Source organism: Nonomuraea sp. NPDC059007, from assembly GCF_042740555.1.
In the GTDB taxonomy this organism is placed as follows: Bacteria; Actinomycetota; Actinomycetes; order Streptosporangiales; family Streptosporangiaceae; genus Nonomuraea.
In genome coordinates, this window is the sequence record NZ_JBHYJD010000035.1 from 75,572 (window position 1) to 99,261 (window position 23,690).

Sequence of the window (23,690 nt, forward strand, 5' to 3'; positions counted from 1 at the left end):
TCAGTAGTAGAGGAGCGCCTTGTCCCAGTCCTCGTCCGGGCCGAAGAGGCTGCGCGGCTTGACCACGTCGGACATCGAGGTCAGGACCGAGAGCGGCACCAGGCCACCCGGCGAGAGGCCGACCACGTCGCTGTCGACGCCGAAGGCGGTCCGCACAAGTGCGGCCAGCTCAGCTCGCGCGGCTTCCCGATGCTCATCCGGTACTTCGATCTCGATCCGAAGCTGCGCCGGTGTCGCCTTCGCCCGCCAGAACAGCACGCCGTACGCGTCCGGGAGGGAGAAGACGAGCTCCTCCAGCCGATGCTGGTTGATCTTCGCGGTGCCGACCTGATAGCCGAAGGCCGCGCGACCGAGCACTTGGATCGTGGGAAGGCCCCATCCGCATCCGCAGTCGCGATAGGAGACGGAGACGTTGTCCTCAAGGTTGTAGCGCAGCAGGGGCATGGCCTCCCGGTAGAGCGGCGTGACCACCAGCTGCCCCTCGCCCTCCACGCGTACGGCGCCGGTCTGCGGGTCGTAGACCTCGAACAGGGCACGATCGGCCCACAGGTGCAGCCGCCCGTGCGGGCACTCCCCTGCCAGGCTGCCGGTTTCGGTGGAGCCGTACTCCTCGATGAGCGGCACACCCCAGATCCGGCTGATCCGCTTGCGGCGTGCTTCGGTCAGCGGCTCCCCTCCGGTGAACAAGGCGCGCAGCGCGGGGAAATCGGCGTCAGGCCGATACCCAGCGGCATCCGCCGCCGCGGCCCACAGCAGGCATTCCGTCGCCACCGACCAGGTCAGCGTCACGCCCAGGTCGTGCAGGACACGAATCACCCGGGCGTACGGCATGGCCAGCGAACGGTTGTCACCGGGCACGATCGTGGCCCCGCGCAACCGCCCTGCGGCGTGAGCGAGGTGACCGGTGAGCATGAGGGCGTAGGGCGTGCGCACCAGGAAGATGTCCCGTTCCGACATGCCAATCCACTTGCGGGCGAAGCGCTCGGCCAGGTCGGCCCAGTCCTCCTCCGTGTAGAACGACGGCGTGGGCTGGCCGGCGGTGCCGCTGGACTCGTGATACGTGGCCACCCGCTCCTGGGGCACGCCGAGCATGCCGTACGGATAATTCTCCCGCAGGTCCTGCTTCGTGGTCAGCGGCAGGCCAGCGAGGTCGGCGGCGGTGGTGGGCAAGGCTCCCGCGTTCAACCGCTCGCGGTAGAAAGGCGACCGCGTGGCCCAGGCGACGGTCTGGGGCAGCTGCTTCTCCTGAAGCCGCTGCACATCCGCCATGTCGTTCCACTGGCCGAGCTGAGGCAGGCCGGAACTCGTGTCGTTCATGGCTGTTCCTCTCCAAGCAGTCGGTGGGCGTTGTCCCAGGCCACTAGCCGCCACTGGTCGGGTGTCGTCCCTATCGCCCGGAACTTGGCCAGTTCCACGGTGGGATGCTGCAGCGGGTGCTCGGAGCCGAACATCACCCGGTCGGCGCCCAGACGGCGCAGAGCCGCCTCGGCCACGCAGGTGTAGCCTCCGGAGGTCTCGAGAAGGATGTTGGGCTCGTCGGCGATCAAGGAGAGCGCGTAGAAGTCGATGTTGCCGATGCCGCTGTGGCCGAGCACGAAGTTCACCGCCGGGAACCTGCGCGCCAACGTCACCAGGTCAGCGACGCCGGCACCCTGACGCGCGAGGCAGACCACGTAGACGGGGTGGCCGAACGACTCCGCCACGCTGACCAGGGCAGTGACGGACGGGTCGAGAAGGGCGATGCCGTGGACGGCGGGCGAGATCTCCAGCCCGCGGAACCCGGCGGCCCTGTCACGGTAGACGTCGCAGGCCTGGTGGGGGTTGGCGAAGTAGAAGGGCACCAGGCGTCCGTCGGTGCCCTCGCAGGCGGCCAGCACGGCGTCGTTGTCGGGATCGGTCTCCACATGCCCGCCCTCGATGAGCTGGCAGGACAGCCGGTCGAGGTCGATGGTGCCGCCCGCGCACACCACCGCCCGGTCCAGCCCGCATTCGTCCATCGTCGACAGAAGCCGGGCCCTGGCGCCTTCCCGCGGGGCCAGGCGCATGTGGAAGTCCAGGATGGGTCGCGCGGTCACCGCTCACTCCTCGATGCAGAACTCATCGATCGGGTAGCCGACGTGCCGCTGCTCGCGCGGTAGGCAGCCGAGCAGTTTCGTGCCGGCCGTCAGGTCGGTGACGTTGAGCACCGCGCCGCCCGGCCCGAGCACCCGCACGTGCCAGTCGTCCTGAACAATGAGGTTGATGTTGACGCCTGATGCGGAAACCGCGTTAATCGCGAGCATCGGCCGCGTCTCGATCTTGACCCGGCCGACCGTGACGGGTCGTGCCCGCCCCTTCGAGTCCACGGCGAGCACTCTGCGGCCGGCGCCGAGTTCGCTGAGGTAATTGGTGCGCCCTCCATCCGACAGTGTGTAGGAGTGCAGCGCACCGGCGTTGACCCGGAACGGCCGCGTCGGCATGTAGGGCAGCGGGTGTGTCTCGCTGCAGCACAAGATCATCCCGTGGGAGTAGGAGCCGACGAGGATCCCCTCATCGGGGCGGAAGTGGGAGCAGGTGTCCACGCATACCCGTTCGCCCATGCCGGCCCGGCTGATCGCGGTGACCTCCAGCTCTTCCAGGACCAGGTCCGCCGACCTTCCCGTCGCGGCGGCCTTCAGACTGGTCGCCTCGCCGATGGCACGGGGCGCGAGCATCACCCCGTCGGAGCCGTGTTCCAGCACGCCGAAAACGATCTGTGCTTCCTCGACGTCGGCCACCTGGGTGATGACCGAGCCGTTGGCTCCGGCACCGGCCGCCAGCACGATCTCCAGAGGGATCTTGGTGGGGTCACGGAAGGCCAGCACACTCCACTGCTCGTGGCGCGCCGCCCGGCATGCCTCCTCCAGGCTGGCGGGGTCGGTGATCTCCACAAACCTGCCGAACTCCACATCAGGGTGGCGGCCGGCCAGGTCGGCGGGCTCCCCGTGGCGGGCTGGGGTGACGATGACCAGGTCGGCGGGTTCCAGCTTGTCCGGCAATGCGTCGGTCAGCGGGAACAGGACCTTCTTCACCGTCGGGGGTATCACTTCCAAGTCAGCCGGATCCGCCGCCACGACGGCGTCGATCCGCTGGTGAACAGCCTCCTCGATGATCGCTTCCCTGGCGCCGCCGCCGTTGCGGATGTCCAGCCAGCACAGTTTCACGGATCTTCTCCTCTGCCGAGCTCAAGTGGTGACGGAAAGCCGATCGTCCAGCGCTTCATGACCCGGGGAGTACGGCGGATCGTGGATCAGGTTCGCGATCGTCGCGGCCATCCGGCCGGGCTGGCCGGCTTGGAAGACGTTGCGGCCGATGGCGACACCTGCCGCCCCGCCGCGGAGTACGTCGGAGACATGGGCCAAGACCGCGCCGGTGTCCTTCTGCCGGGGGCCGCCGGCGACGATGACGGGGATCGGGCAGGCCCGGACGACCTCGGCCATCAGGTCGGGCGAGCCCGCGTAGTCGGTCTTGACGATGTCCGCACCGAGATCAGCGGCCAAGGACGCCGCGTGTGCCACCAGGTCGGGCGCCCGCGAGTCGGTGATCTTCGGCCCTCGCGCGTACACCATGGCGAGTAGCGGGACGTTCCAGCGATCACACTCCTCCGACACCGCGGCCAGATCGGTGATCTGGCGGACTTCCTGATCCGAGCCGAGGTTGACGTGCACGCTGACCGCGTCGGCGCCCAGCCGCAGTGCCTCGTCGACGGCGGCGACCAGATACTTCGCGTTGGGATCGGGCGCGTGCCTCGTGCTCGCGCTCAGATGAACGATCAGAGACATCCGGGCGAACCAGCCGGGATCGACGTGACGCAGGCTGCCCTTGTGGAGCACCACGGCGTCGACTCCGGTGCCGGCGAGCTCGCCCAGCAGGGTGTTCAGATCTCCATGCCCCAAGGGCCCGTCGGTGACGGAATGATCGAGTGGGACCACGAACAGGCGTCCGTCGCCATGCCGGAAGACGCGTCGCACCCGTAGACGCCGGGCGAACGAGGCGTTGTGTACAGCCATGTGTCTTGCCTCCCTCAGACCGGGGCTTCGCGGTCGCAGGTGGACAGCGTGGGGGCGGCGTCGGGAGCGCGCCATTCGCTTTTCTCCAGGCCGAACTCCCGATGCAGGACGTCGACGGCCTCCGCGGTACGGTCCTGCGGCACGATGACCGACAGCCGCGACTGAGACGTGGAGATCCAGCTCGTCGGTATCCCGGCGGTGGCCAGGGCCGCCATCAGCTTGGCCGTGTACTCGGGGCGGCTCAGCAACCCCATCCCGACCACCGACACCTTGCCAACGCTCTCGTCGAAACGCACACCGCCCCCGAAGCCGACCGCGACCTCGTGCAACGCGGCCCGCACCGGGGCCGCTTGGCTGCGGCGGATCGTGAAGCCCATGCGGAACTCGTTCTCGTAAGGGCCGGACCTGGCCACCAGGTCGACGACCGTCCCGTGGGCGGCGAGTGCCTCGAACACCTTGGGAGCCAGATCGTGGTCTCCCGACCGGCAATGCACGAGCACGCGCACGACATCGGTGTCGTGGGCCACGGCCACGACAGCCCGCCGGGTCTCCAGTGGCCGACCGTCCCGGCGTTCCGCGATGGTCGTGCCCGGCACCGCGGACAACGCGTTTCTGACGTGCAACTTGACCCCCTCCATAGCTGCCAGCTCGACACAACGGGTATGCAGAATCCGCGCGCCCGCGAACGCCATCTCCGCCATGACCGCGGGATGGACCCATGGCAGGCAACGGGCGGCGGGCAGGACGCGGGGGTCAGCGCTGAAGACTCCGTCGACGTCGGTGTAGATCTCACATGCGGACGCCCGCAGCCTGGCCGCGAGCGCCACCGCGGTCGTGTCGGAACCTCCACGCCCCAGGGTGGCGATATCTCCTGCGGGATTGACTCCCTGGAACCCGGCGACCACGGCGACCTTGCCCTCATCCAGGACGGCGCGCACGGGTCTCGCTCCGATACTCGAAATCAGCGCGTCGCCGTGCCGATCGGTCGTCCGTATCCCCGCCTGGTGACCTGTCAGCGAGACCGCCGGCACGCCGAGGCCGGTCAGCGCCAGCGCCATCAACGCCGCCGACTCGCTTTCACCGACGGCCAGCAGCTGGTCCAGTTCCCTGGACGCATACGCCGGGCCGACGTCGGCGGCCAATCGCAGCAGTTCGTCGGTTCTGCCACCGCGAGCGGAGACGACCACGACGGTCAACCTTCCTCGGCGCCACTCCCTCGCGATACGCAGGGCGGCATGAGAAACACGGTCCAGGGTCTCCAAAGAAGTCCCGCCGTATTTCTGCACAAGAACATCCACTGCCGCATCACCCGCCCGAATTCGTCCTCGGTGAAGCTGACATTAATCGCGGCCCGCCGGACTTCCCACTACTCGCGCGGGTAGCGCGGCCAGGTCCAGGTATTCACGCCATGGCCGCTACCGTGCCATTCTCCATCGATGACCCGATGAGACGGCACGAGTGGACGGTTCACGCCACGGCTTTTCCGCACGCCTCGGCATGGACATTGCTCACCCAGGTAGTTGCCCGCGCGTTTCGATGGCGCAATGCTCAGAATTGTGGCCGCGACTTATGGCCGCGCCATCCGCTTTGCGCATCACCCGTTCACGGGAACTTGGCGGAAACAGCGCGAACAAGTGAAGCAGCGACCCCGCTCTATGCGGAGACTACCGAGATGGAAGAGCGCGCCTATATCGATGGGGAGGCTCTCGCGTGTCCGCCAGACTTCTTTCCCTCAAACAACGGTCAAGAACGGCCGTCATTCTCGCGGCGCGGTGCCTGGGCACGCTCCTGCCGGGGGAGGCCACTCCCAGGCGGCTGGCGAAGTTCGCGCTCGTCAGCACCTGCACCGTGCTCGTCCTGCTCCTGGGTGCCAGTGCGATCCTGCTGGCCGCCGGTGGCGAGCTGGGCTGGGCGGGAGTCTGCATCCTCGGCTGTTTCGTCCTGGACGGCATCGACGGCGCGCTCGCGCGGAAGTTCGGGGTGGCCAGTCCCTTCGGCGCGCAGATGGACTCGCTCGCCGACCTGTGCGGCTTCGGCGTCGCGACGCCACTGCTCGCCTGCTACTGGCTCACCGGTGCCGCCCCGCACTACGCGGTCGTCTCGGCGTGCGCCGCCCTGGCCACCTGCGCGATGATCCGGCTCGCCCGCTTCAACGTCCTGCCCAAGGACGGACGGTACTTCGCCGGGTTGCCCGCGGCCATGCCCGCCGTCATCGTCGCCGTCGCCATCCAGCTGGGCGTCGAGCCCTCCGCCGGCCATCTGATGGTGGTCGGCGTCCTGGCCATCCTCATGATCACCATTCTTCCGTACGCGAAGATCGGCAGGATTCTCGCTCTTCCCTGGTGGATCTGGCCTATTGCCGTACTTGTGGTCGTAGCGAGCCCGAAGGCGGCGTTCGGGTTGCTGGTCGCCGCCTACCTGACGTCGGGCCCTGTCCTGTGGGCCCTGAAGCGCGCCTCCCGGCCGCGGACGGTGCCCGTTTCTCGGCAAGCGCCTGCCCTGTCGCCGCATCCGCACGTTCGCATTGCGATCATCGGGGCCGGATTCGCCGGACTGGGCGTGGCCATCCGGCTCAAGCAGCTCGGCATCGACGACTTCCTCGTGTTCGAGCGTGCGGACGACCTCGGCGGAACCTGGAGGGACAGCGTCTACCCCGGGGCCGCCTCCGACGTGCCGTCCAATCTGTACTGCTATTCCTTCGTCCCCGAACCGGGATGGACCCGCACGTTCCCCACGCAGCCGGAGATCCAGCGATACCTCCGGCGATGCGCGAACGAGCACCAGCTGGATCGCCATCTCCGGTTCGGCCAGGCGATGCTGTCCTCCGAATGGGATGATGACGCCGCTCACTGGCGCGTCGGCACCTCCAAGGGGCCTCTGACAGCCGACGTCCTGGTGGTGGCGACCGGCCCCCTCAGCGAACCGGCCACGCCCTCCGTTCCCGGGCTGGAGCGGTTCACCGGCACGGTCTTCCACTCGGCGGCATGGGATCCCTCCCACGACATCCGCGGCAAACGCGTCGCTGTGATCGGGACAGGCGCTTCGGCCGTCCAGTTCATCCCGGGGATCCAGCCGCAGGTCGCCGAACTCTACGTCTTCCAGCGCAACCCTCCGTGGGTGATGCCGCGCTGGGACCGCGACAAGACCGTCCTGGAGAAGGGGCTCTTCCGCAGACTCCCCAGTGTGCAACGACTGGCACGCACCGCCATCTATCTGTGGCGGGAGTCGCTGCTCCTCGGCCTGGCATATGACCAGCGCATGCTCAAGCCGGCGGAGTGGCTGGCACGGCGTCATCTCCGCCGGCAGGTCGACGACCCCGAGCTGCGTGCCGCGCTGACCCCCAACTACAAACTGGGCTGCAAGCGGATCATTCTTTCCAGCAGCTACTTCCCCGCGATCACCCAGCCGAACACCGAGCTGGTGACGAGCGAGATCCGCGAAGTGCGCCAGAACTCGATCATCAGCGCCGACCGGACCGAACGCATCGTCGACACCATCATCTTCGGCACCGGGTTCGAGCGCGCGCACACTCCCGTCGCACAGCGGATTCGCGGGAGGAACGGCCGGCTGCTCACGGATGCCTGGCGCGAAGGCGCGGAGGCGTATCTCGGCACGGCCATCGCCGGCTATCCGAACCTCTTCATGATGCTGGGGCCGAACACCGTCTCGGGGCAGAACTCGTCCCTGGTGACCATGGAGGCCCAGATCAACTATGCGATCAACGCCGTGCGCTTCATGGCCCAGGCCGACGTGGCGGCTGTCGAGGTGCGGGGGGAGGTCCAGTCGGCGTTCGTCGCAGACGTTCAGCGCAAGATGACCGGCACCGTGTGGGTCTCGGGCTGCAGCAACTGGTACGTCGACGCCCATGGCCGCAACACCACGCTGTGGCCCGGATTCACCCGAACCTTCCGCCGGCGCACGCGCCGCTTCGATCACGAGAACTACCTGGTGCGGAGCCGTTCAGCGCCCTGAGCGCCAGAACCGTCCAGCGGTCAGGGCGGGAACGACCTCTAGGGAAGGCTCACTCGCCTGCCCTTCACGCGGGCGAACAACGCCTTGGTCTGCGGCCAGCGCCGCCACGCGACCACGGTGGCAACGGCCAGCCAGAACAGCGGCACCCAGGGTGGGTCGTCGATGACGACCACGTTGGTGAACGCGGCCGAAACGAGCAGGGCCGTCAACCCGAGTGAGGCGAGACCGGCCAGCGCGGGGATGAGCACGCCGATGCCGCCGGCCAGTTCCAGGAAGCCGACCAGATACCTGAACCACTGGCCGGCGCCGATGCGCTCGAACAGATTCACCATCACGGGCAGGCCGATGAGTTTCGTCACCCCGCCGGCGATGAAGTCGAGGCCCAGCACGATCTGCACTATCCACAGCACCACGTTGGCACGCCGGCTGGGTGCGGTCTTGTTGACGGTTTCGTTGTCGGTCATCGCATCCACCTCTCCCCGCCCGAATTTTCCGAACTCGGCTGAGCCTGACGATAATCGCGCCGCTCCCTTCCTCCCACTACTCGTGCGAGTAGTGCCGACTCATGCAGGTATTCACGCCACGGCATCTCCCGATGGCGGCTTCACGCTATTGCTCGTTTACGTACGGCGCAGCAAACTGCTTTTCATGTGAAAAGGGGGGATCGATATGTTCGACCGCGTCGAAGACGGGCGTCCCTTTGCCCTTCTCTATCGGCCGCACGCTGGCCGGGAAGCGCGCATTGAAATTCTCGCCGGTGACGTCTCCCGGGTGAATCGTCTGGCCGATCTGCCGCTGCCGGACGCTCGATCGGGTGAAGCCGGGCACGATCTTCTCGTGGCGGTGCCGTACCGGCAGATCGTCGAGCGCGGCTTCGCCTGCCGTGACGACCATGCCCCGCTGCTCGCCATGCGCGTCGAAGAGCAAGCCGAGCTCAGCCGGGAGGAAGCGCTGACGCGCCTGCCCGAGGACGACGTGTGTGTGCTCGACGCCGGATTCGACCTCGGCGACCAGAGCTACGCTGAATGCGTGCGGCGGGTTCTGCGCGACGAGATCGGCCAGGGCGCCGGATCCAACTTCGTCATCAGGCGCTCCTTTGTCGCCCACCTGCGGGACTACTCGATCCGCACCGCGCTCAGCGTTTTCCGCCGGCTTCTCACCGGCGAACTCGGAACGTATTGGACATTCCTCTTCCACACGGGTTCCGAGACCTTCGTCGGTGCATCACCCGAGCGCCATGTCAGCATGACCGACGGCACGGTCATGATGAATCCCATCAGCGGAACCTATCGGCATCCGCCCAGCGGGCCGGACACAGCAGGGCTGCTGGAATTTCTCAACGATCAAAAAGAGTCCAACGAGCTCTACATGGTCGTCGACGAGGAACTGAAGATGATGGCCCGCATGTGTTCCTCCGGCGGCAGGGTTCACGGCCCCTTTCTCAAGGAAATGGCCCGGCTGACGCACACGGAATACCACCTGAGCGGGCACAGCGACCTCGACGTCCGTGACGTGCTGCGGGAGACCCTGCTCGCGCCGACGGTCACGGGCAGCCCGCTGGAGAACGCCTTCCGGGTCATCAGCCGCCACGAGACGACGGGCCGCCGATACTACGGGGGCGTCCTCGCCCTGATCGGCCGCGACTCTCGCGGCTCCCGCACCCTCGACTCCGCCATCCTCATCCGCACCGGGGAAATCAGCCCTCAAGGCCGGATGCGTCTCGGTGTCGGCGCCACCCTGGTCCGCGATTCGAACCCTGACTCCGAGGTCGCCGAGACTCACGCCAAGGCCGCCGGAATGCTTCAGGCGCTCGGTCTCGCCGGCGCGAGTGGGCAGCCGTCCGGAACACGCGCCCGCACGTCGGCGACCGGCGACCCTCGCGTGCACAGGGCCCTCGAAGCCCGCAACGGGACCCTGTCCCGGCTGTGGCTGGAGGGTGCGCACCAAACCGTCCCCGACCCGCGGCTGGTTGGCCGCCGAGTGCTGGTCATCGACGGGGAGGACGCCTTCACCGGGATGCTCGGACATCAGCTTCGCGCGCTCGGGCTGGAGAACGTGATCGCACCCTTCGACGACCATCCTGACCATGAAACGTTCGAGCTCGTCGTGGTCGGGCCCGGGCCGGGCGACCCCCGCGACGCGGCGGACCCGCGCATACGCGCGCTCCGCGGTCTCACCCGGGACCTGATCGCGGGCCCCGTCCCGTTCCTGTCCATCTGCCTCGGCCACCAGGTGCTCGCGGCCGAACTCGGCTTCGACGTCATCCGGCGCCCCGTACCCCATCAGGGCGTTCAGCGTCTGATCGACCTGTTCGGCCGCCCCGAGTACGTGGGCTTCTACAACACTTTCAGCGCTCTTTCCGATCAGGAGGTCGTCTTCTGTGAGGCGCTGCGCGACCACGTCCGGGTCAGCCGTGACAGCCGATCGGGCGAGGTCCACGCCCTGCGAGGTCCAGGCTTCCGATCGGTACAGTTCCATCCCGAATCGGTGCTCACCCAGCACGGACCGGAGATCCTCGGCGAACTGCTCTCGTCGCTGCTCGCGGTGGTCCTCACCACCTGATCAACGACGTCACCGCAGGCGCGTCGCCGTATAGACGAAGGCGGGCGGAAGGTTCGCCCAGACGACGCCGCTGACGGCGACCTCGCCGAACATGGCTTTCAGAACCTGGCCGAAGCGGCGCGCGGGCGGCGCCCAGCAGGCATGGACATAGGCGTAGGCCACGAAGATTCCGTCCGGTGCCAAGCTGTCCCGGACGGCCCCCATCAACCGGTGCTGCAGGTCCTGAGAGAACAGCGCGTAAGGAAGACCGCTGATGACCGCGTCGGCGCACTTCAGTTCGCGCTCATCCAAAAGCCGTCGCACATGTACGGCGTCGCCCACGGTGACATCCACCGCCGGAAAACGCTCGCGAAGCAGTGCGGCGAACCGGTCGTTCAGCTCAACCGCCAGATGGAGACCTCGCCCGGAGAGCCGATTCTGAATCGCTGCGGTGAACGCGCCGGTGCCCGGTCCGAGTTCGACGACCACCGGATCGCCTTCGCCCGGCAGAGGCGCGGCCATTCGCTCGGCGACTTTCGGCGAGCTGGGGATGACCGACGCGGTTCGGAGTGGATTTCTGAGGAACTCACTGATAAAGAGTTTGTGCTCGTCGCGCACAGCACACCGTCCAGTATTCTTCCTGTGATAATTCAGTAGATACTGAGCGGCGCATTTGAGCCACTACTCGAATTGATAAACAGATGCTACTCGAGCAGGCAGTCGGCGACGGGCATTCTCTCGGACAATTCAATAGCCTCGGTGGGACAGCAGTCAGCCGCTTCACGGACGTTCGCGTGAAGGACCTCGGCGGGCGCGGGATCCAGCAGGACGACGATGCGGTCTTCGTCCCGCTGGCCGAACACCTCTGGAGCGGCCAGCACGCACTGGCCGGACCCACAGCACTTCTCTTGATCCACGGTGACGTGCACGCGGACTCCTCTTCGCTGGTCGGAGTGAAGGTGTGGTCACGGATTCGCGCCCTTGACGTCCGCGGCCCGCTCCCCCTGGGCCGCTACCTCCTGCTCGCCGGGTAGGCGGGTACGCAGGAGAGCCAGGACCGACAACCCGCTGAGCACCGTCGCCAGGATCATGGCGCCGCGCATCCCCGCGACCTGATAGGAGGTGGCGGACCACACCAAAGTGGCCAGCGCGGGCCCCATCGCGAATCCCATCGTCCGGGCGAGGCTGGTCGACGACCCGGTGGTCGCCAGGAGCTGGGGCGGCGCGTTGGTCATGGCCATCGCCATGTTGGGGGCGTTGAACAGACCGTTCCCGAAGCCCGCGAGAAGGAGCCGCCACCCCAGATCGCCCAGACTCCAGGAGCTGTCCATCGGAAGCAGCAGGGCAAGCCCGACGGTGAACACGGCCGCCCCCAGGATGGCCGTTCTCCTCCTCCCCCACCAGTCGCCCAGGAAGCCGCCGACCGGCCCCATCGCGGCCATGCCCGCGGGGAAGAGCAGGATGGTGACCCCGGCCGCCGACAGCGACTCGCCGAGTTCACGTTGCATGAAGAACGGGGTGATGAAGAAGACCGTGCCGATGGCCGTCGCCGCCGAGGCCAAGGCGACATGTGGTCCCACCTCCCCCGGCCCGCGGAAGAGCCGGCGAAGGGACTCGCTCGCGGGCATCCGCGCCCAGACGAGCACCAGCAGCACGGCGACCAGCGCGAGCAGCATCCAGGCCGGTCCGCCGCTCGCGGTGAACGACAGGGCGAGCAGGAGGGCGGCGACAGCCGTACTGATCAGGAGCGCCTCCGCGAACCACCGGCGATCAGGCAACCGCAACGGCGCACCGGATGGCAGCGTCAGCAGTCCGACCGCCATCACGAGAACGCTGACCGGAACGTTGACGAAGAAGATCCACGACCAGTCCAGCCTGTCGACGATCAAGCCACCAAGCCCCGGCCCGCTGAGCAGGCCCAACGGACCCAGCGTCGTGATCAGCGCCATCGCGCGGCCGCGCGCCTCCGGCCGGACGGCCGTCGCGGCCAGCGCCGGAACCAGCGAGAAGAGAAGCGCGCCGAACGTTCCCTGGACCAGACGTGCGCCGACCAGCCAGGCCATGTCGGGCGCGAACCCGGCGGCGACGCTCGCCAGAGCGAAGCCGGTCAGTGAGAATCCCAGAGCCGCACGCCTGCCCACACTGTCCAGCCACCTGCCGCTCGGCAGCGCGAGCCCGGCCAGCGGCAGCAGGTAGGCGAGTACGACCCACTCGGTCAGGCTGGTGACGATGCCCAGATCTTGCTCGATCGCCGGCAGCGCGACGTTGACGATGCTCATGTCGATGGACGCCATGAACACGGCCAGGGCTGCGGCGACTGCCAGCGACCACCGATTCCGTTGCGGGCTCGGCTGCGCTCCGGGGCTTTCGCGACCCTCAGTACCCTCGGCCATGGCAAGGTGCTCCCTTGTGTCGATAGGCCTTAGTCCGGCTTCATCCACCCGAGCAACGAATTCGACTCGGATGGCTTCGCGACTGGTTTTCGACGAACACCAAACCCAGACGGGCGGCCTCCGCCTTGCGCTGCTTGCGCTCAGAGCCGCCACTGCCCGCCATCGGACGGGGTACCCCGCCCGGGACTCGATTCCGGCCGTCTCGGCATTGCGCCTAGACAGGCAGTGGAACGCACAAGGCAAGCTTATATCAATCCATATAGATCAATCAAGCTAGTTTGGTTGATTGGGCGCGACATCAGGTTGTCACGAATGCGGCTGACCAACCTGAACCGCAGGCCTGCGCAGACTGGAAGGTCGTCGTCGATCACGGCGCCTGGCTCGGGACCGACGTGGAGATCGTTGAACGCAACCCTGTGCCGCTCGAATATTGGGTTATGTGGTCTGAGCTGCGGCTACGCGGCGTAGTGGTATTCGTTGATCGTGCCTGTGGCGACGCGTTTTCGGCGGATGGATCGCAGGTCGTCGAGGTCGGTCACGCCGAGGATGGGCTGCGTTGCGATGTCCGGGGGACGCTGCTGCCGTGACTGGTGCGGGCGGTGCCCGTTGTAGTGGATCAGATACTCATGCAGCACGCGGGTCGGGTGGCGTTCGTTGAGGATCAGGATCCGGTCCAGAAGTTCGCGGCGCAGGGTGCCGATGACGCGCTCGCAGATGGCGTTCATCCTCGGGGTCCGCGGCAGCGTGGTGATGATCCGCAGTCCTTCAGCTGTGAAGACCGCGTTGAAGGCTGCGGTGAAGAGCGGGTCGCGATCGTGGATCACCAACCGCACCTCAGCGATGCGATTGCCCAGGTCCATCGCCAGGTTGCGGGCTTGCTGCACGGTCCATGCTCCGGTCGAGTGCGCGGTTACTCCGGCCAGGTACAGTCGCCGGGTGCCGTGCTGGATGAAGATCAGCACATACAGCCGTTTGAGCAGCATCGTCTCGACCACGAGGAAGTCACAGGCGATGATCGCGTGGGCTTGGGTGGTGAGGAATTGCCGCCAGGTCGGCCCGGCCCGGCGGGGTGCAGGATCGATGCCGGCGGCATGCAAGATCTCCCACACCGTGGAGGCCGCGATCGAGTAGCCCAGGCGCGCCAGCTCCCCCTGGATTCTCCGGTGTCCCCAGGCCGGGCTCTGCTGCGCCATCCGGACGATCAGCGCCTTGACCGGCTGGCGAGTGCCGGTGCGTCCCGGGCTTCTCCTGTCGGTGAAGGTCCACTTGCGCGCTACCAGGTTGCGGTGCCAACGCAGGATCGTCGCTGGGGTGACCGGGAAGACCTCCGCCCACCGGCCGCGGCGGATCAGCCGGGACAACGCCGTAAGCCAGAGCCGGTCGACGTGATTCCACCGCGGCCGGCCGCCGAGCTGACGGCGGAGCACCTGGTTCTCCTGACGGAGCACCAGCAACTCAACATCCTTGGACAGATCAGCACGGATCAGCACGGTCAGCAGGCCGAATAAGCCCCTCACCAACCGGTAGACAAGCGATAACAACACCTCGAGATGGTCGCAGCCGCCGCCCTGATCACGCAGCAAAACCCCAGCTCACAGTACGAAACCGTATTTCCGAGCGGGACACGATCAGGCGGTACAGCGCGTAGAGCCGGTGTGTGGTGGCGTGGGCGAGGAAGGCGTAGGTGTGCGAGGGCGTCCACACCATCACCGCAGACGGACGCGGCGTGGAGGCATAAATGTTGAGCATCACCGCCCGGCTCAGCGCACCGCCCCGGCGCTGCTGCTGCTCGGCCGTGAGCCGCTGCTGCAACGTCTGGTTCCAGTCGGCGACGCATTCGTCGGTCCACACCAGCGCCTTCGGCGAAGCGGCGTCGGGCAGTTCGACCACCGCGGCCGGGTTGAAGTCGATCAGCCGATCCTGCTTGATCGCGATGTTCAACGCGTGCCGCAACGTGGCCCGGATGCGGTGCATGGTGGCCGGACCGACCGGCCGCCGCTTCCGCACGGTCGCCCCTTGGACCGGATCCCCGCTGGCGCGGACGGCGGTGATGACATCGTTGAACTCCTCGATCGCATCGAACATCCCCGCGATGTCGGAGACCCGCAACCGATCCAGCCTGATCTCACCCAGATAGGGGACGAAGTAGAGCCGGATATGCGCCTCATACGAGCGGCGCGTAGTCGGATCGATCCTGCGCTTGCGCCGCAGGAACTCCTCCATCCATGCCGCCACCGTCACAGACGGGTTGAGGTCCTGACGGGTGCGGACCTTACGCCGCACCTCCTCCACCGCCGGCAGCGCCTGCGTGTCCTTCAGCACCGACAACATCAACTCCGTCACCCTGCGCCGGATGTGCGGGTCCTCATCCAACGCCAGCAGATCACGCGCCCGCCCCAGCTCCGCCTCCACCTCCACCAGTGTCGCGAAGCCCTGGCGGCGCAGCGGGTTACGCCGCCGCCCATCGGCGTGCGCGGGCAACTCCAGTTGATACGCCCACACGCCGTGGGTACTACTCCACCGCTCCCCTCCCCCACCAGCACGGCGCAGCCTCGGACAGGCCTTACCGAGCTTCTTGCCCGTCCCCTCATCCCGGCACGAACACGCCTTGAAGACGGTTCCATTCATCCTGGCGCCTGACCTTTCCTCGATCCTGGTGTCTGCTCTCGCCGCCCCGGGGCGAGCAATCCCTTTCGCCACACCGCCGAATGCGATAGGGCGGGGGCGACCGATCGGTGCCGCCGACGACCCCGGTGGGGCACCGTCAACGGCCCCCTGTACTGCTTCAAATCTCGTACACACGGTTTGAGCTGGTGTTTCTTCAGATTGGTCAGGCGGCTCGGTAGTACTCGTTGATGGCTCCGCTGCGCACCTTTCGGCTCTGAATCCGGCCTTCCAGCGGGACCACAACGTGCTCGTCTTGATCGGGTGGTCGTTGTTGCCGGGACTGGTGCGGTCGATGGGTGTTGTAGTGCTCGGTGTATCCCTCCAGGACTGATCGCAGGTGACGTTCGTCGTAGATCAGCATTCGGTCGGTGCATTCGGCTCGGACGGTGCGCACCCAGCGCTCGGCGTAGCAGTTGGCTCAAGGTGTCCGCGGCGGCGTCTTCGTCACTGTGACGCCCTGGCTGGTGAAGATCTCGTCGAAGGTGGCGGTGAACTTGGCATCCCGATCACGAAGGAGGAACCGGAACGAACCGATCCTCTGCCCGAGATCCATGAGCAGGTTGCGGGCCTGCTGAGCCGTCCACGCGCCGGTTGGATAGGCAGTTACGCCCAGGACGTGCACGCGTCGTGTTTCCACCTCCATGACGAACAACACGTACAGGCGTTTCAAGAGGATTGTGTCGACGTGGAAGAAGTCGCAGGCCAACAGTCCTTTCGCCTGCAGGCGCAGGAACGTCCGCCACGAGGTGTCGCAGCTTCGTGGCGCCGGCGGTTGTCGGCGTGAACGCAGAATCCGCCGCACCGTCGCCGCGCTGACCCGCACGCCGAGCCGCACCAGTTCACCGTGGACCCGCCGGTACCCCCACCTCGGATTCTCCTGGGCCAGACGAAGGACCAGGCCTCGGACCTCATGGCTTGTTCCGGGGCGGCCGTGCGGTGTGGATAGGTCCATGCGCGTCTGATCAAACGACGATGCCACGCCAACAACGTGCCCGGGGTGACCAGCCGATGAGCCCGCAGCATCGACGGCAAGAAGCGGGCCAAGGCCGCTAGAAGCGCCCTATCGGCCCAGTCCGGCTTCGGCCGGACGACCTGGCGCTTCAACACGGCAACTTCGTGGCGGAGGACCATGATCTCGACGTCCTTGGACGCCTGGCTGCGCCCCAGCAACACCAGCCAGCCAAACACCCGGATCGAGGTCAGATACAGCAGACGAACCGACACAGACCGCGATCTTGCCTGCGCGGGCGTCTGGAGGTCAAAGCCGCAGATCAAGCACTACGCGATGAGTTTTGAAGCACTACGCCATGTCTGCCGACGAGACCGGCTCGGCAGCCTGCTACATGAATACGCCCAGGTTGCTTGAGGGGACACGATATTCGGCACCCACAAGATCCCCTCGCCCGCTCGAACCCGGGCATGCAGCGTGACCGCACCCGCCACCCGCTCCACGAACTCGAGACCAGTCGGCCAGATGCGGAAGAAGATCCTCAATGATCAACTACCAGACCGTTCCCCGTCACAAGATCAGCGACAGCGCCCATAACTCCGTTCTTGGTGGAGCATGCGCAGGGGTACGCCGACAGCTGGAGCGGTTCAGGCCGCGTCAGCCCAGCATCACGAAAAGATCATCCATGATCACAGTCAACGAGCCGATGGTCACACCAATGATCAGGGCGGCCGCGATTCCGTGCGCTTCCAACTCGCCGACTCGCCCGTGCCCCGCGTAGCCAGTGACGGCGGCAGCGAACAGCAAGAGATTGCGCACGACGTGACGAGTGGAGTAGCGGAGTGCCGTCGATCTCCCGAAGCAATGGCAATGACCACCGCGCATCCGGCGCATCGCCAAAGTGAAGGCGATCGTGAGGCCGCCCGACAGGAAGAATCCCGTCACGGCCGCCCATTCTGCGCCGGGCATGGACGCGAGGAAAAACAGGACGACCAGTCCCTCGGCACCTATCACCGAATAGGCTACGACAATCGTGGAAGGACCGGGGACAAGCGAGCGCATCGTCTGGATGAAAGGTCCGGGGTTGCGTAGCTTCCCGAGGAAAGACATCCCGAATACCGTTGCCAGGAGGGCCATGCAGGCAATTGATGTGTAGATCATCATAGGCTCATCGCTCGAACCACTCTGGCCACCACCCTATGAGTGGATATGAAACCGAGCTGGCGGGAATCCACGCTGAGATCCCTGTTGTCGCCGAGGACGACGATGTGGTTCGGGGGCACCACCGCCCCGCTTACACGGCCGCCGACTGCACATGGAACACGCTGGCCCGGGAGCGCGACGATCCTCTTGACTATGTTCGTGGCCGGGCCGGGGTTCTCGCTCGGGGGCGAGGTGTCGATGACAACGACCTGTCCGGCCCGGAAGGAGCCGCAAGACCGCCGGCAGGCCAAGAGCCGCTGGCCATCTGTGTAAGTGGGCTCCATGCTCGGTCCGGATACCGCGACCACGATCAGCCGGCGCCGCAGCAGAAGGATTACAGCCGTGGATGACAGCAACACGGTTGCGCCGATGAGAATCATACGAGGTCCTGATAGCCAGCGGCCTGCATCGTGAAGAGCCGGAAATATCGCCCGCCCAACCGCATCAAATGCTCGTGATCTCCGGATTCCGCCACCACGCCGTCGTCGATGACGATGAGGAAGTCGGCGTCCCTCAGCGTGTTGAGCCGATGAGAGACCAGAAGGCTGGCCTTCCCGGTGCGATACGTCTTGAGCCGGTTGTGGAGCTCGTATTCAGCCTGCGCGTCCAACCCGGAGCTGGGCTCATCGAGGATCAACAGGTCACGATCCCTGCGGAGGAGGGCGCGAGCCACAGCGATCCGTTGGGCCTGCCCGCCGGACAGATACACGCCCTCTGTCTGCTCGTCTTCCTGAAAGAAGTTTCGCGTCATCAGGGTGTCGTAGCCGCTGGGAAGAGAACAAACAGCGTCGTGTACCCCGGCACGCTTGGCTGCGATGGAGATGGCATCACGATCGCTGATGAGTGCGAGATCCCCCAAGCCGATGTTCTCGGCCACCGAGAGATCGTATTGCATGAAGTCCTGGAACACGACCGACAGTCGGTTGCGCAGATCCGCTATATCTACGTCGCGAATGTCCAGGCCGTCCCAGCGGATTGTGCCATGCACCGGATCGTAGAACCGACACAGCAGCTTGACCAGGGTCGACTTACCGGATCCGTTCAGCCCGACCAGCCCGACGGTGCGGCCATTAGTGATGGAGAAGCTCACTCCTCGTAGAACCCATGGGTGGTTCGGACTGTATCGGAACCACACGTTGTCGAACTCGATACGCAAGAACGGTGTGGCGAGGCGGCGGATCTCGCGGATGGGAAGATCCGGCTCCACGCCGGTTACATGCTGATAATGCGAAAAGAGAAGGAGGTGTTGGTGCATGAGACCGAGCTGCGTGATGAATCCGCTCGTCCCGCCGTGGACGCCTGCCATGGCCGCGATGAACATCAGAATGTCGCCGATGCTGAGCAGCCCGGCCTGGCACTGCACCATGGCCCAGATCACTCCCAGACCGGAGACCGTGGCGGCGACGGCCCGGAGCACAATCTGGATGAGCATTTGCCGTCGATCCAAAGTCCGCTGCTCCGCATTCGCGGTGCGTCGTTCCTGGAGCATGCGCTGGTGCAGGAAATCGCCCAGCCCGAACAGGCGGACCTCCTTGGCCGCGTCGGTGCTGGTCAGAAGCTGGCTGTAGAAGAACTCGCGCCGCTCGACAGGGCCGAGCGTCCACATGGTCGCGGCCCGCTGTCTCGCCATGAACACCTCGGCCAGCAGCGCCGGAAGCGTGCAGGCCAGTGTCAGCAGTGTCATCGGAGGACTGATGGACAGCAGGGTCCCCAGGAAGCCGCCGACCATGATGAGGCCACCCAGCATGCCGAGGCATGCTTCACCGGTCTGCCCTGGCGTCATCCCGCCGGACTGGGCCGCGAGCCTTATTCGGTCTAGGAAAGCAGGGTCCTCGAATCTCTTCAGCCCGGGTAGCCGGCTCAGCGTTCTGTAGAGGCGATCTTGTGCCAAAAGGCTGATCTGGCGGTCGAGTTCAGCCGTGGCGTAACTCTGTATGGCCGGACTAATGCTGGTGATGACTCCGATGGTGGCAAGTCCGGCGGCGAGCGCGATAACCGTAGTGACAGTGTTCTGCGTGACGATCGCATCAATCGCGAGTTTGGTCGCCCACGCACTTGCCAGCGGGACGATGGCGCCGGCCAAATTCAAGGCCACGACCAGGGCGGCCCAACGAGGGCCGGCGTCCCACGCCAAGCGCAGCGCCTGGGGTAACCCGGTCCGCACTAGCAGTTGCTTCATGCTTTAGGTTGCCCTAACCGGCAGGTTTTCGTGGAGGATCTTACGATCTCGGACGATTCTGATGGCGGGCGTACCTCTGAGACCGAACGCCCTGCACAACTGACCGTCAATCGGCTCCACCACGACGTCGGCCGCCTCCTCGGCGGCTGAGATCATGGTCCCGGCCTCAACACGGTCCGCAGTCACGATCACGGCCAGCACGTTGCCCGTCCAGCCTTGTGCGAACTCGACGAACGGCGGGAACGCTTCCTCGCACGGGGAGCAGCCGGGGGCGAAGAAGCCGATCAGTGTGGTTTCGCCCAAGGCCGCGGTCGACAGCGGCCTACCGGTCGTCGTCGCCACCTCGAAGTCGCCCACTGCCTCGCCCGGCATGATCGAGAGCCTCTCTGACGGATCCGGGCCAGTCCTGTTGAGAGATCGAATGACGCTGTAGGTGAGGAGAACGTTGAGGAGGCAGAGGGCGAGGGTCACCACGCCCAGGGCAGTTAGGAAGATCATGTTCACGCCAGCTCTCAGGTGCGGGGGATCGGAATGACCACCTCGTTAAGCCCGTTGGGCGGGTCCATGCGCGACGTTCTGGACAGCATCGTCGCGACAGTGAAGAGGTTCCAGGCGAGCGCCGGCTGAGCAATGCTCCGACCGCCGAAGAGGAGCTTCACCTCGTCCGGCTGGACCAGGTTGGCGAGCGCGTCCAGTCGGTCCACGACGAATTCGCCGAGTATCGAGGACAGCTCAGGGCCCGGGCTAGTTCGCCAGTTCCATCCCCCCGCCTTCTTCGGTTTAGCCGCCGCTGCGGGCTTCTCGGCGCGAAGGCGTGCCCACAGCGAAGCCGGGCGGTCCGCGGCGAATCGCCAAGGAGCGCCCTCCAGCGGAATTGTGTGGAGGGACGGCGCGAATCTGCGGATCAGGCCGTGCACGACTTCCTCGGAATACCGCCACTGTTGATCGAGAGCGATGCTCTCGGATACCACTCGGTTGTCCAAGAACGGCTGGATGGGGTTGCCGCGGCGCAGAGATCCCACACGTGCGCCAGCATGCCAGCGCCCAACCCGATACGTAACGTACATGTGGTCCAGGACTTCCCACGGGTTCTCGCGCGCTCTGACCAGCCATGGGGCGGCGAGAGATTCCGCGTGTTCGTTAGCCTCCGCGGTGAACAGCCCCGCGTTCTTCAGGTAGAAGTCATTGATGCGGCGTGTCATCGCCTTTTCGGTGGTCGTGTTCTGACTGTAGAGGAATCCTCCGCGCAGGATTTCACCGCTTTGGCCGGACATGGTGGGCCTGGCGCTGTAGGGGAGATACTCCACGATGCTCTCGTAGGCGGAAGTCATGCCCTCGCATGCCTTGAGCACGTCATAAGTGCGCAGCTGGGGGTGGGGAATCACCACGGCGTCCTTCTTCTCCGTCTGGACAGGAGGGATGACCGTGTGCTCGATTTTCAGCTTTCTTGCGATTTGGCGAGCGATGACAACATCCGGATGGTCATCGAGACCGTTGGTGGTGGCCCGAAAGGGGATTCTCGCGGCATGAAGGAGCGCGGCCATGAGCCGGCTGTCCCGTCCACCCGTTAGAGCAAGGTTCACGGGCTCGGTCACGGCTCGCAGGGGAGCCACCGCGGCGATGAGTGAATCCCCCAGCTGATCGATGCCGGTGCGCTTGGCGCGCGTTGTGCGCGGCATGGGGGCGGCCGTGGGTAGTGGCGTTCTGTTGATCGATCGAGTCGCGTCGCGAACTTCTATCGTGGACGAGGGATCGAGTGCGTGAACTCCACGATACGGGGTTTCGTCGGAAAGAAAGTACCCCTGGCGGATCATGGATTGAAGGGCGAGCTCGTCCCAGTCTATCTGTCCCCCTGTCGCGACAAGGTGGACGTGGAGTGCACGACTGCCGACGATATGAAGGTCAGATGTTTCGGCATAGAACACCGAGCAGGCGCGTGTGCTCACGGTCGCCGCCTGAATCTCTCCCGGCGCAGCGCGGAAGGCCGAGAAGCAGCCGCCCGACGACTGTGTGGCGTCATGGAGGGAGACGGCGGTCGCGAGCACTGAGATATCCGCCTGCCTCGCCAAATGACCGCTGACGCCTACGACACGGTCCCGCGAGTAGTAGAGCAAAGCCGGCCTTCCCGGAACCGACTCTTCGTTGGACCAGGCCAGCAGGGCGGTACGCCCGTCCTCCCACTCGGAAGCCGTGATCGTCTCACGGGGAACCGGGAACACGTCGTCTATGACCGAGCGCGCGATGGAGGCAGCCCTTGTCACGTTCGTTCGAGGGTGCTTCGCCATGAGCGCTAAGAAAACGCGCATTCTCAGTCCAATCTCGATTAGAAGATGTGTGTGCCGGCGACGAGGGTCTCTCCATGTGCCGGACCATGAGGAGACCCTTGTGCGCGCATTTGGCGATCTACCAACCGCAGGCGTAGTAGGCCCAGCTTGTGCAGCTGATGAGCTTGCCGGCGTCCGTGTAGGTGCAGTAGCGGACTTTACGCCAGCGGTAGCCGTATGCCGCGCATCCGTCGCCTTCTTTTCCCTGGATGTACTGGTACTGCGGCTGCGTGTAGGTGGCAGCGGCGGTCATGTGAGGAAGGAGTCGATCCAGCGTCTTGTCGAGCAGGTTCTTGCGCAACGTGTCTCTCCTTGATCGGTGACTCTTGTGGAGAGGATTGCCCAAGAAAGTGGGGTTGGGAATGTGATGTGCTGCCAATTCCTGTCCCGGAATGTCCCGGACACCTTAGCGGTCAGGCGCGCTAATGCTTGTCATGGCGACTGCCCTTCTTGTGTCGGTCCAGTAATCGACGTCATCCTGTCCGCAGCCGCAGGATTTGACAAAGGACCGAAGGAGTTCTTCCCTGGGCAGCCTGAGCTGGCGTAGCACCGCGGCAAGCGTGCTCTTCGGCAGAGATTCGCCGAGCGCCTGCGCTCGGCGCTCCAACTGCCGGAGCGTCAGGCCGGTCCATGCTTTCAGCCGACGCATGTTCAACACCAGCTCTTTCTCGGTGTTCGGGTTTTCGAGTCTTGGACACCTGCGTGTGGGCGTCGACAAGGTTGCCCCCGGCCTATCAGCCGTTATCAGGGTTGCCGCGGAGGAGTCGAGGCATCTGCGTGTCCGCTTCTAGCAATTCGATCCCGAGTAGCTCCCCCGACTCCGCAAGGCGCACGAGCATCGTGGTGTCTCCTCTATCGTCCTCGATGGGGAGCTTGTAGCTGCTCTCGCCGGCTTCGAGCTCCCGGAAGGCGATATACGCCGCGTTCACTTCCCGATCCCATCGAACTTTCGGATGACTCACCCTGACTCCTGTCCCGGATGGCAGCCGTTGCCGGAGCGTCGTCGCGCACTCCGGCAACGGCAGTGTTGGTTAACTCTTACGCCAGGCCGTTACGACGATGCCTCGCGGGCTGACAATGACGACAATCTTCCCGCTTGTGTACTTGTAGTTTCCGTTGGACTGCTTGACCGCCCTGCTGCAGGTGTTGTAGACGACGTTTTCGACGAGCTCGGTGCCAATGCCGTCCGCCGCCATCTCTTCCAGGGCGTGGTTACTGTAACCCCGAACGACACAGGGTGCGGCCAGAACCTGGACGGAGGTCTCCTTGACGTACGAGGTGGCCGTCATGGCCGTTGCTGTTCCCGGTGCCAGGAGCGCGATCGCTCCCGCGGCCGACAGGCCGGCGGTGGTAAGACGAATCACCGATTTGACTGAAGCTCGCATGGTTCCTCCTGGGATTTGAGGCGCGTTTTGGAGAGGGAATTAGCGGTTT

24 protein-coding genes and 1 pseudogene are annotated in these 23,690 nt (G+C 65.6%); 3 read left to right on the forward strand and 22 right to left on the reverse strand.

The features are described from left to right. Genes ACFWY5_RS40685 through ACFWY5_RS40705 form a run of 5 tightly spaced genes read right to left on the reverse strand, consistent with a single transcriptional unit; the run spans window position 1 to window position 5,326 of the window. A complete protein-coding gene (locus tag ACFWY5_RS40685) occupies window positions 1–1,317 on the reverse strand; it encodes a phenylacetate--CoA ligase family protein (RefSeq protein WP_379638001.1) in 1,317 nt (438 codons plus the stop codon). Further along, on the reverse strand, window positions 1,314–2,075 hold the full coding sequence (locus tag ACFWY5_RS40690) for an amidohydrolase family protein (RefSeq protein WP_379638002.1): 762 nt from the start codon (window positions 2,073–2,075) through the stop codon (window positions 1,314–1,316). Before ACFWY5_RS40690 ends, ACFWY5_RS40685 begins: the two co-directional genes overlap by 4 nt. Window positions 2,076–2,078: 3 nt before the next feature. Then, window positions 2,079–3,182 (reverse strand): 3-dehydroquinate synthase II family protein, encoded by a 1,104-nt coding sequence (locus ACFWY5_RS40695; protein WP_379638003.1) that lies wholly within the window; start codon window positions 3,180–3,182, stop codon window positions 2,079–2,081. 21 nt (window positions 3,183–3,203) lie between these two features. Beyond that, entirely contained in the window at window positions 3,204–4,028 is an 825-nt protein-coding gene (locus ACFWY5_RS40700; protein WP_379638004.1) for a 2-amino-3,7-dideoxy-D-threo-hept-6-ulosonate synthase, read from the reverse strand. Between the two features lie 14 nt (window positions 4,029–4,042). After that, window positions 4,043–5,326, reverse strand: a complete 1,284-nt coding sequence (locus ACFWY5_RS40705; protein ID WP_379638005.1) for an aspartate kinase — start codon at window positions 5,324–5,326, stop codon at window positions 4,043–4,045. A 412-nt stretch (window positions 5,327–5,738) separates the two neighbouring features. On the opposite strand from ACFWY5_RS40705, the gene ACFWY5_RS40710 reads away from it, so the two are divergent. Next, window positions 5,739–8,000: an NAD(P)-binding domain-containing protein gene (locus ACFWY5_RS40710; protein ID WP_379638006.1), complete on the forward strand. Its 2,262-nt coding sequence runs from the start codon at window positions 5,739–5,741 to the stop codon at window positions 7,998–8,000. A 38-nt stretch (window positions 8,001–8,038) separates the two neighbouring features. Here ACFWY5_RS40710 and ACFWY5_RS40715 read toward each other — a convergent pair whose 3' ends face one another. Beyond that, window positions 8,039–8,464 carry a DoxX family protein gene (locus ACFWY5_RS40715; protein ID WP_379617127.1) on the reverse strand — a complete coding sequence of 142 codons (426 nt, stop codon included), beginning with the start codon at window positions 8,462–8,464 and terminating at the stop codon, window positions 8,039–8,041. Between the two features lie 205 nt (window positions 8,465–8,669). On the opposite strand from ACFWY5_RS40715, the gene ACFWY5_RS40720 reads away from it, so the two are divergent. Beyond that, complete coding sequence (locus ACFWY5_RS40720; RefSeq protein ID WP_379638007.1) at window positions 8,670–10,562, forward strand: anthranilate synthase family protein; 1,893 nt, start codon at window positions 8,670–8,672, stop codon at window positions 10,560–10,562. Between the two features lie 9 nt (window positions 10,563–10,571). Here ACFWY5_RS40720 and ACFWY5_RS40725 read toward each other — a convergent pair whose 3' ends face one another. The 7 genes and pseudogenes from ACFWY5_RS40725 to ACFWY5_RS40755 all read right to left on the reverse strand — a co-directional run bounded on the left by ACFWY5_RS40725 (window position 10,572) and on the right by ACFWY5_RS40755 (window position 16,553). Next, a complete protein-coding gene (locus tag ACFWY5_RS40725) occupies window positions 10,572–11,159 on the reverse strand; it encodes a class I SAM-dependent methyltransferase (protein ID WP_379617123.1) in 588 nt (195 codons plus the stop codon). 86 nt (window positions 11,160–11,245) lie between these two features. Beyond that, complete coding sequence (locus ACFWY5_RS40730; RefSeq protein WP_379617121.1) at window positions 11,246–11,470, reverse strand: ferredoxin; 225 nt, start codon at window positions 11,468–11,470, stop codon at window positions 11,246–11,248. 36 nt (window positions 11,471–11,506) lie between these two features. Beyond that, entirely contained in the window at window positions 11,507–12,934 is a 1,428-nt protein-coding gene (locus tag ACFWY5_RS40735; protein ID WP_379617119.1) for an MFS transporter, read from the reverse strand. A gap of 455 nt (window positions 12,935–13,389) precedes the next feature. Next, window positions 13,390–14,517, reverse strand: a complete 1,128-nt coding sequence (locus ACFWY5_RS40740; protein ID WP_379617117.1) for an integrase core domain-containing protein — start codon at window positions 14,515–14,517, stop codon at window positions 13,390–13,392. After that, entirely contained in the window at window positions 14,507–15,436 is a 930-nt protein-coding gene (locus ACFWY5_RS40745) for a hypothetical protein (protein WP_379638008.1), read from the reverse strand. The genes ACFWY5_RS40740 and ACFWY5_RS40745 overlap by 11 nt, the downstream gene beginning before the upstream one ends. A 328-nt stretch (window positions 15,437–15,764) precedes the next feature. Continuing rightward, a pseudogene (locus ACFWY5_RS40750) lies at window positions 15,765–16,004 on the reverse strand (integrase core domain-containing protein); the annotation flags it as partial. Window positions 16,005–16,019: 15 nt separating this feature from the next. Continuing rightward, complete coding sequence (locus tag ACFWY5_RS40755) at window positions 16,020–16,553, reverse strand: helix-turn-helix domain-containing protein (protein WP_379638033.1); 534 nt, start codon at window positions 16,551–16,553, stop codon at window positions 16,020–16,022. A gap of 192 nt (window positions 16,554–16,745) precedes the next feature. On the opposite strand from ACFWY5_RS40755, the gene ACFWY5_RS40760 reads away from it, so the two are divergent. Beyond that, the gene (locus ACFWY5_RS40760) at window positions 16,746–16,967 is read left to right on the forward strand and encodes a hypothetical protein (RefSeq protein ID WP_379638009.1); all 222 of its coding nucleotides are present in this window, start codon (window positions 16,746–16,748) and stop codon (window positions 16,965–16,967) included. Window positions 16,968–17,207: 240 nt separating this feature from the next. On the opposite strand, the gene ACFWY5_RS40765 is transcribed toward ACFWY5_RS40760, so the two are convergent. The 9 genes from ACFWY5_RS40765 to ACFWY5_RS40805 all read right to left on the reverse strand — a co-directional run bounded on the left by ACFWY5_RS40765 (window position 17,208) and on the right by ACFWY5_RS40805 (window position 23,641). Continuing rightward, window positions 17,208–17,714, reverse strand: coding sequence for a MauE/DoxX family redox-associated membrane protein (locus ACFWY5_RS40765; protein WP_379638010.1), 507 nt, complete (start codon window positions 17,712–17,714; stop codon window positions 17,208–17,210). Continuing rightward, the gene (locus tag ACFWY5_RS40770; RefSeq protein WP_379638011.1) at window positions 17,711–18,133 is read right to left on the reverse strand and encodes a S26 family signal peptidase; all 423 of its coding nucleotides are present in this window, start codon (window positions 18,131–18,133) and stop codon (window positions 17,711–17,713) included. Before ACFWY5_RS40770 ends, ACFWY5_RS40765 begins: the two co-directional genes overlap by 4 nt. Continuing rightward, a complete protein-coding gene (locus tag ACFWY5_RS40775) occupies window positions 18,130–19,932 on the reverse strand; it encodes an ABC transporter ATP-binding protein (protein WP_379638012.1) in 1,803 nt (600 codons plus the stop codon). The genes ACFWY5_RS40770 and ACFWY5_RS40775 overlap by 4 nt, the downstream gene beginning before the upstream one ends. Window positions 19,933–19,935: 3 nt before the next feature. Next, a complete protein-coding gene (locus ACFWY5_RS40780; protein ID WP_379638013.1) occupies window positions 19,936–20,436 on the reverse strand; it encodes a TlpA family protein disulfide reductase in 501 nt (166 codons plus the stop codon). A gap of 8 nt (window positions 20,437–20,444) precedes the next feature. Beyond that, entirely contained in the window at window positions 20,445–22,217 is a 1,773-nt protein-coding gene (locus tag ACFWY5_RS40785) for an asparagine synthase-related protein (RefSeq protein WP_379638015.1), read from the reverse strand. 118 nt (window positions 22,218–22,335) lie between these two features. Next, window positions 22,336–22,557, reverse strand: coding sequence for a hypothetical protein (locus ACFWY5_RS40790; protein ID WP_379638016.1), 222 nt, complete (start codon window positions 22,555–22,557; stop codon window positions 22,336–22,338). A gap of 105 nt (window positions 22,558–22,662) precedes the next feature. After that, entirely contained in the window at window positions 22,663–22,905 is a 243-nt protein-coding gene (locus ACFWY5_RS40795) for a helix-turn-helix domain-containing protein (protein WP_379638034.1), read from the reverse strand. A gap of 85 nt (window positions 22,906–22,990) precedes the next feature. Continuing rightward, window positions 22,991–23,218: a DUF2283 domain-containing protein gene (locus ACFWY5_RS40800; protein WP_379638017.1), complete on the reverse strand. Its 228-nt coding sequence runs from the start codon at window positions 23,216–23,218 to the stop codon at window positions 22,991–22,993. A 69-nt stretch (window positions 23,219–23,287) separates the two neighbouring features. After that, a complete protein-coding gene (locus ACFWY5_RS40805; RefSeq protein ID WP_379638018.1) occupies window positions 23,288–23,641 on the reverse strand; it encodes a DUF4258 domain-containing protein in 354 nt (117 codons plus the stop codon). Window positions 23,642–23,690 lie beyond the last annotated feature (49 nt).

Bases quoted from the DNA above. Each gene is read 5' to 3' on its own strand.
- ACFWY5_RS40755 (WP_379638033.1), bottom strand. From the start codon at position 16,553: ATGGACCTATCCACACCGCACGGCCGCCCCGGAACAAGCCATGAGGTC.
- ACFWY5_RS40765 (WP_379638010.1), bottom strand. From the start codon at position 17,714: ATGATGATCTACACATCAATTGCCTGCATGGCCCTCCTGGCAACGGTA.
- ACFWY5_RS40700 (WP_379638004.1), bottom strand. From the start codon at position 4,028: ATGGCTGTACACAACGCCTCGTTCGCCCGGCGTCTACGGGTGCGACGC.
- ACFWY5_RS40735 (WP_379617119.1), bottom strand. From the start codon at position 12,934: ATGGCCGAGGGTACTGAGGGTCGCGAAAGCCCCGGAGCGCAGCCGAGC.
- ACFWY5_RS40785 (WP_379638015.1), bottom strand. From the start codon at position 22,217: ATGGCGAAGCACCCTCGAACGAACGTGACAAGGGCTGCCTCCATCGCG.
- ACFWY5_RS40685 (WP_379638001.1), bottom strand. From the start codon at position 1,317: ATGAACGACACGAGTTCCGGCCTGCCTCAGCTCGGCCAGTGGAACGAC.
- ACFWY5_RS40795 (WP_379638034.1), bottom strand. From the start codon at position 22,905: ATGCGTCGGCTGAAAGCATGGACCGGCCTGACGCTCCGGCAGTTGGAG.
- ACFWY5_RS40805 (WP_379638018.1), bottom strand. From the start codon at position 23,641: ATGCGAGCTTCAGTCAAATCGGTGATTCGTCTTACCACCGCCGGCCTG.
- ACFWY5_RS40715 (WP_379617127.1), bottom strand. From the start codon at position 8,464: ATGACCGACAACGAAACCGTCAACAAGACCGCACCCAGCCGGCGTGCC.
- ACFWY5_RS40770 (WP_379638011.1), bottom strand. From the start codon at position 18,133: ATGATTCTCATCGGCGCAACCGTGTTGCTGTCATCCACGGCTGTAATC.
- ACFWY5_RS40775 (WP_379638012.1), bottom strand. From the start codon at position 19,932: ATGAAGCAACTGCTAGTGCGGACCGGGTTACCCCAGGCGCTGCGCTTG.
- ACFWY5_RS40720 (WP_379638007.1), top strand. From the start codon at position 8,670: ATGTTCGACCGCGTCGAAGACGGGCGTCCCTTTGCCCTTCTCTATCGG.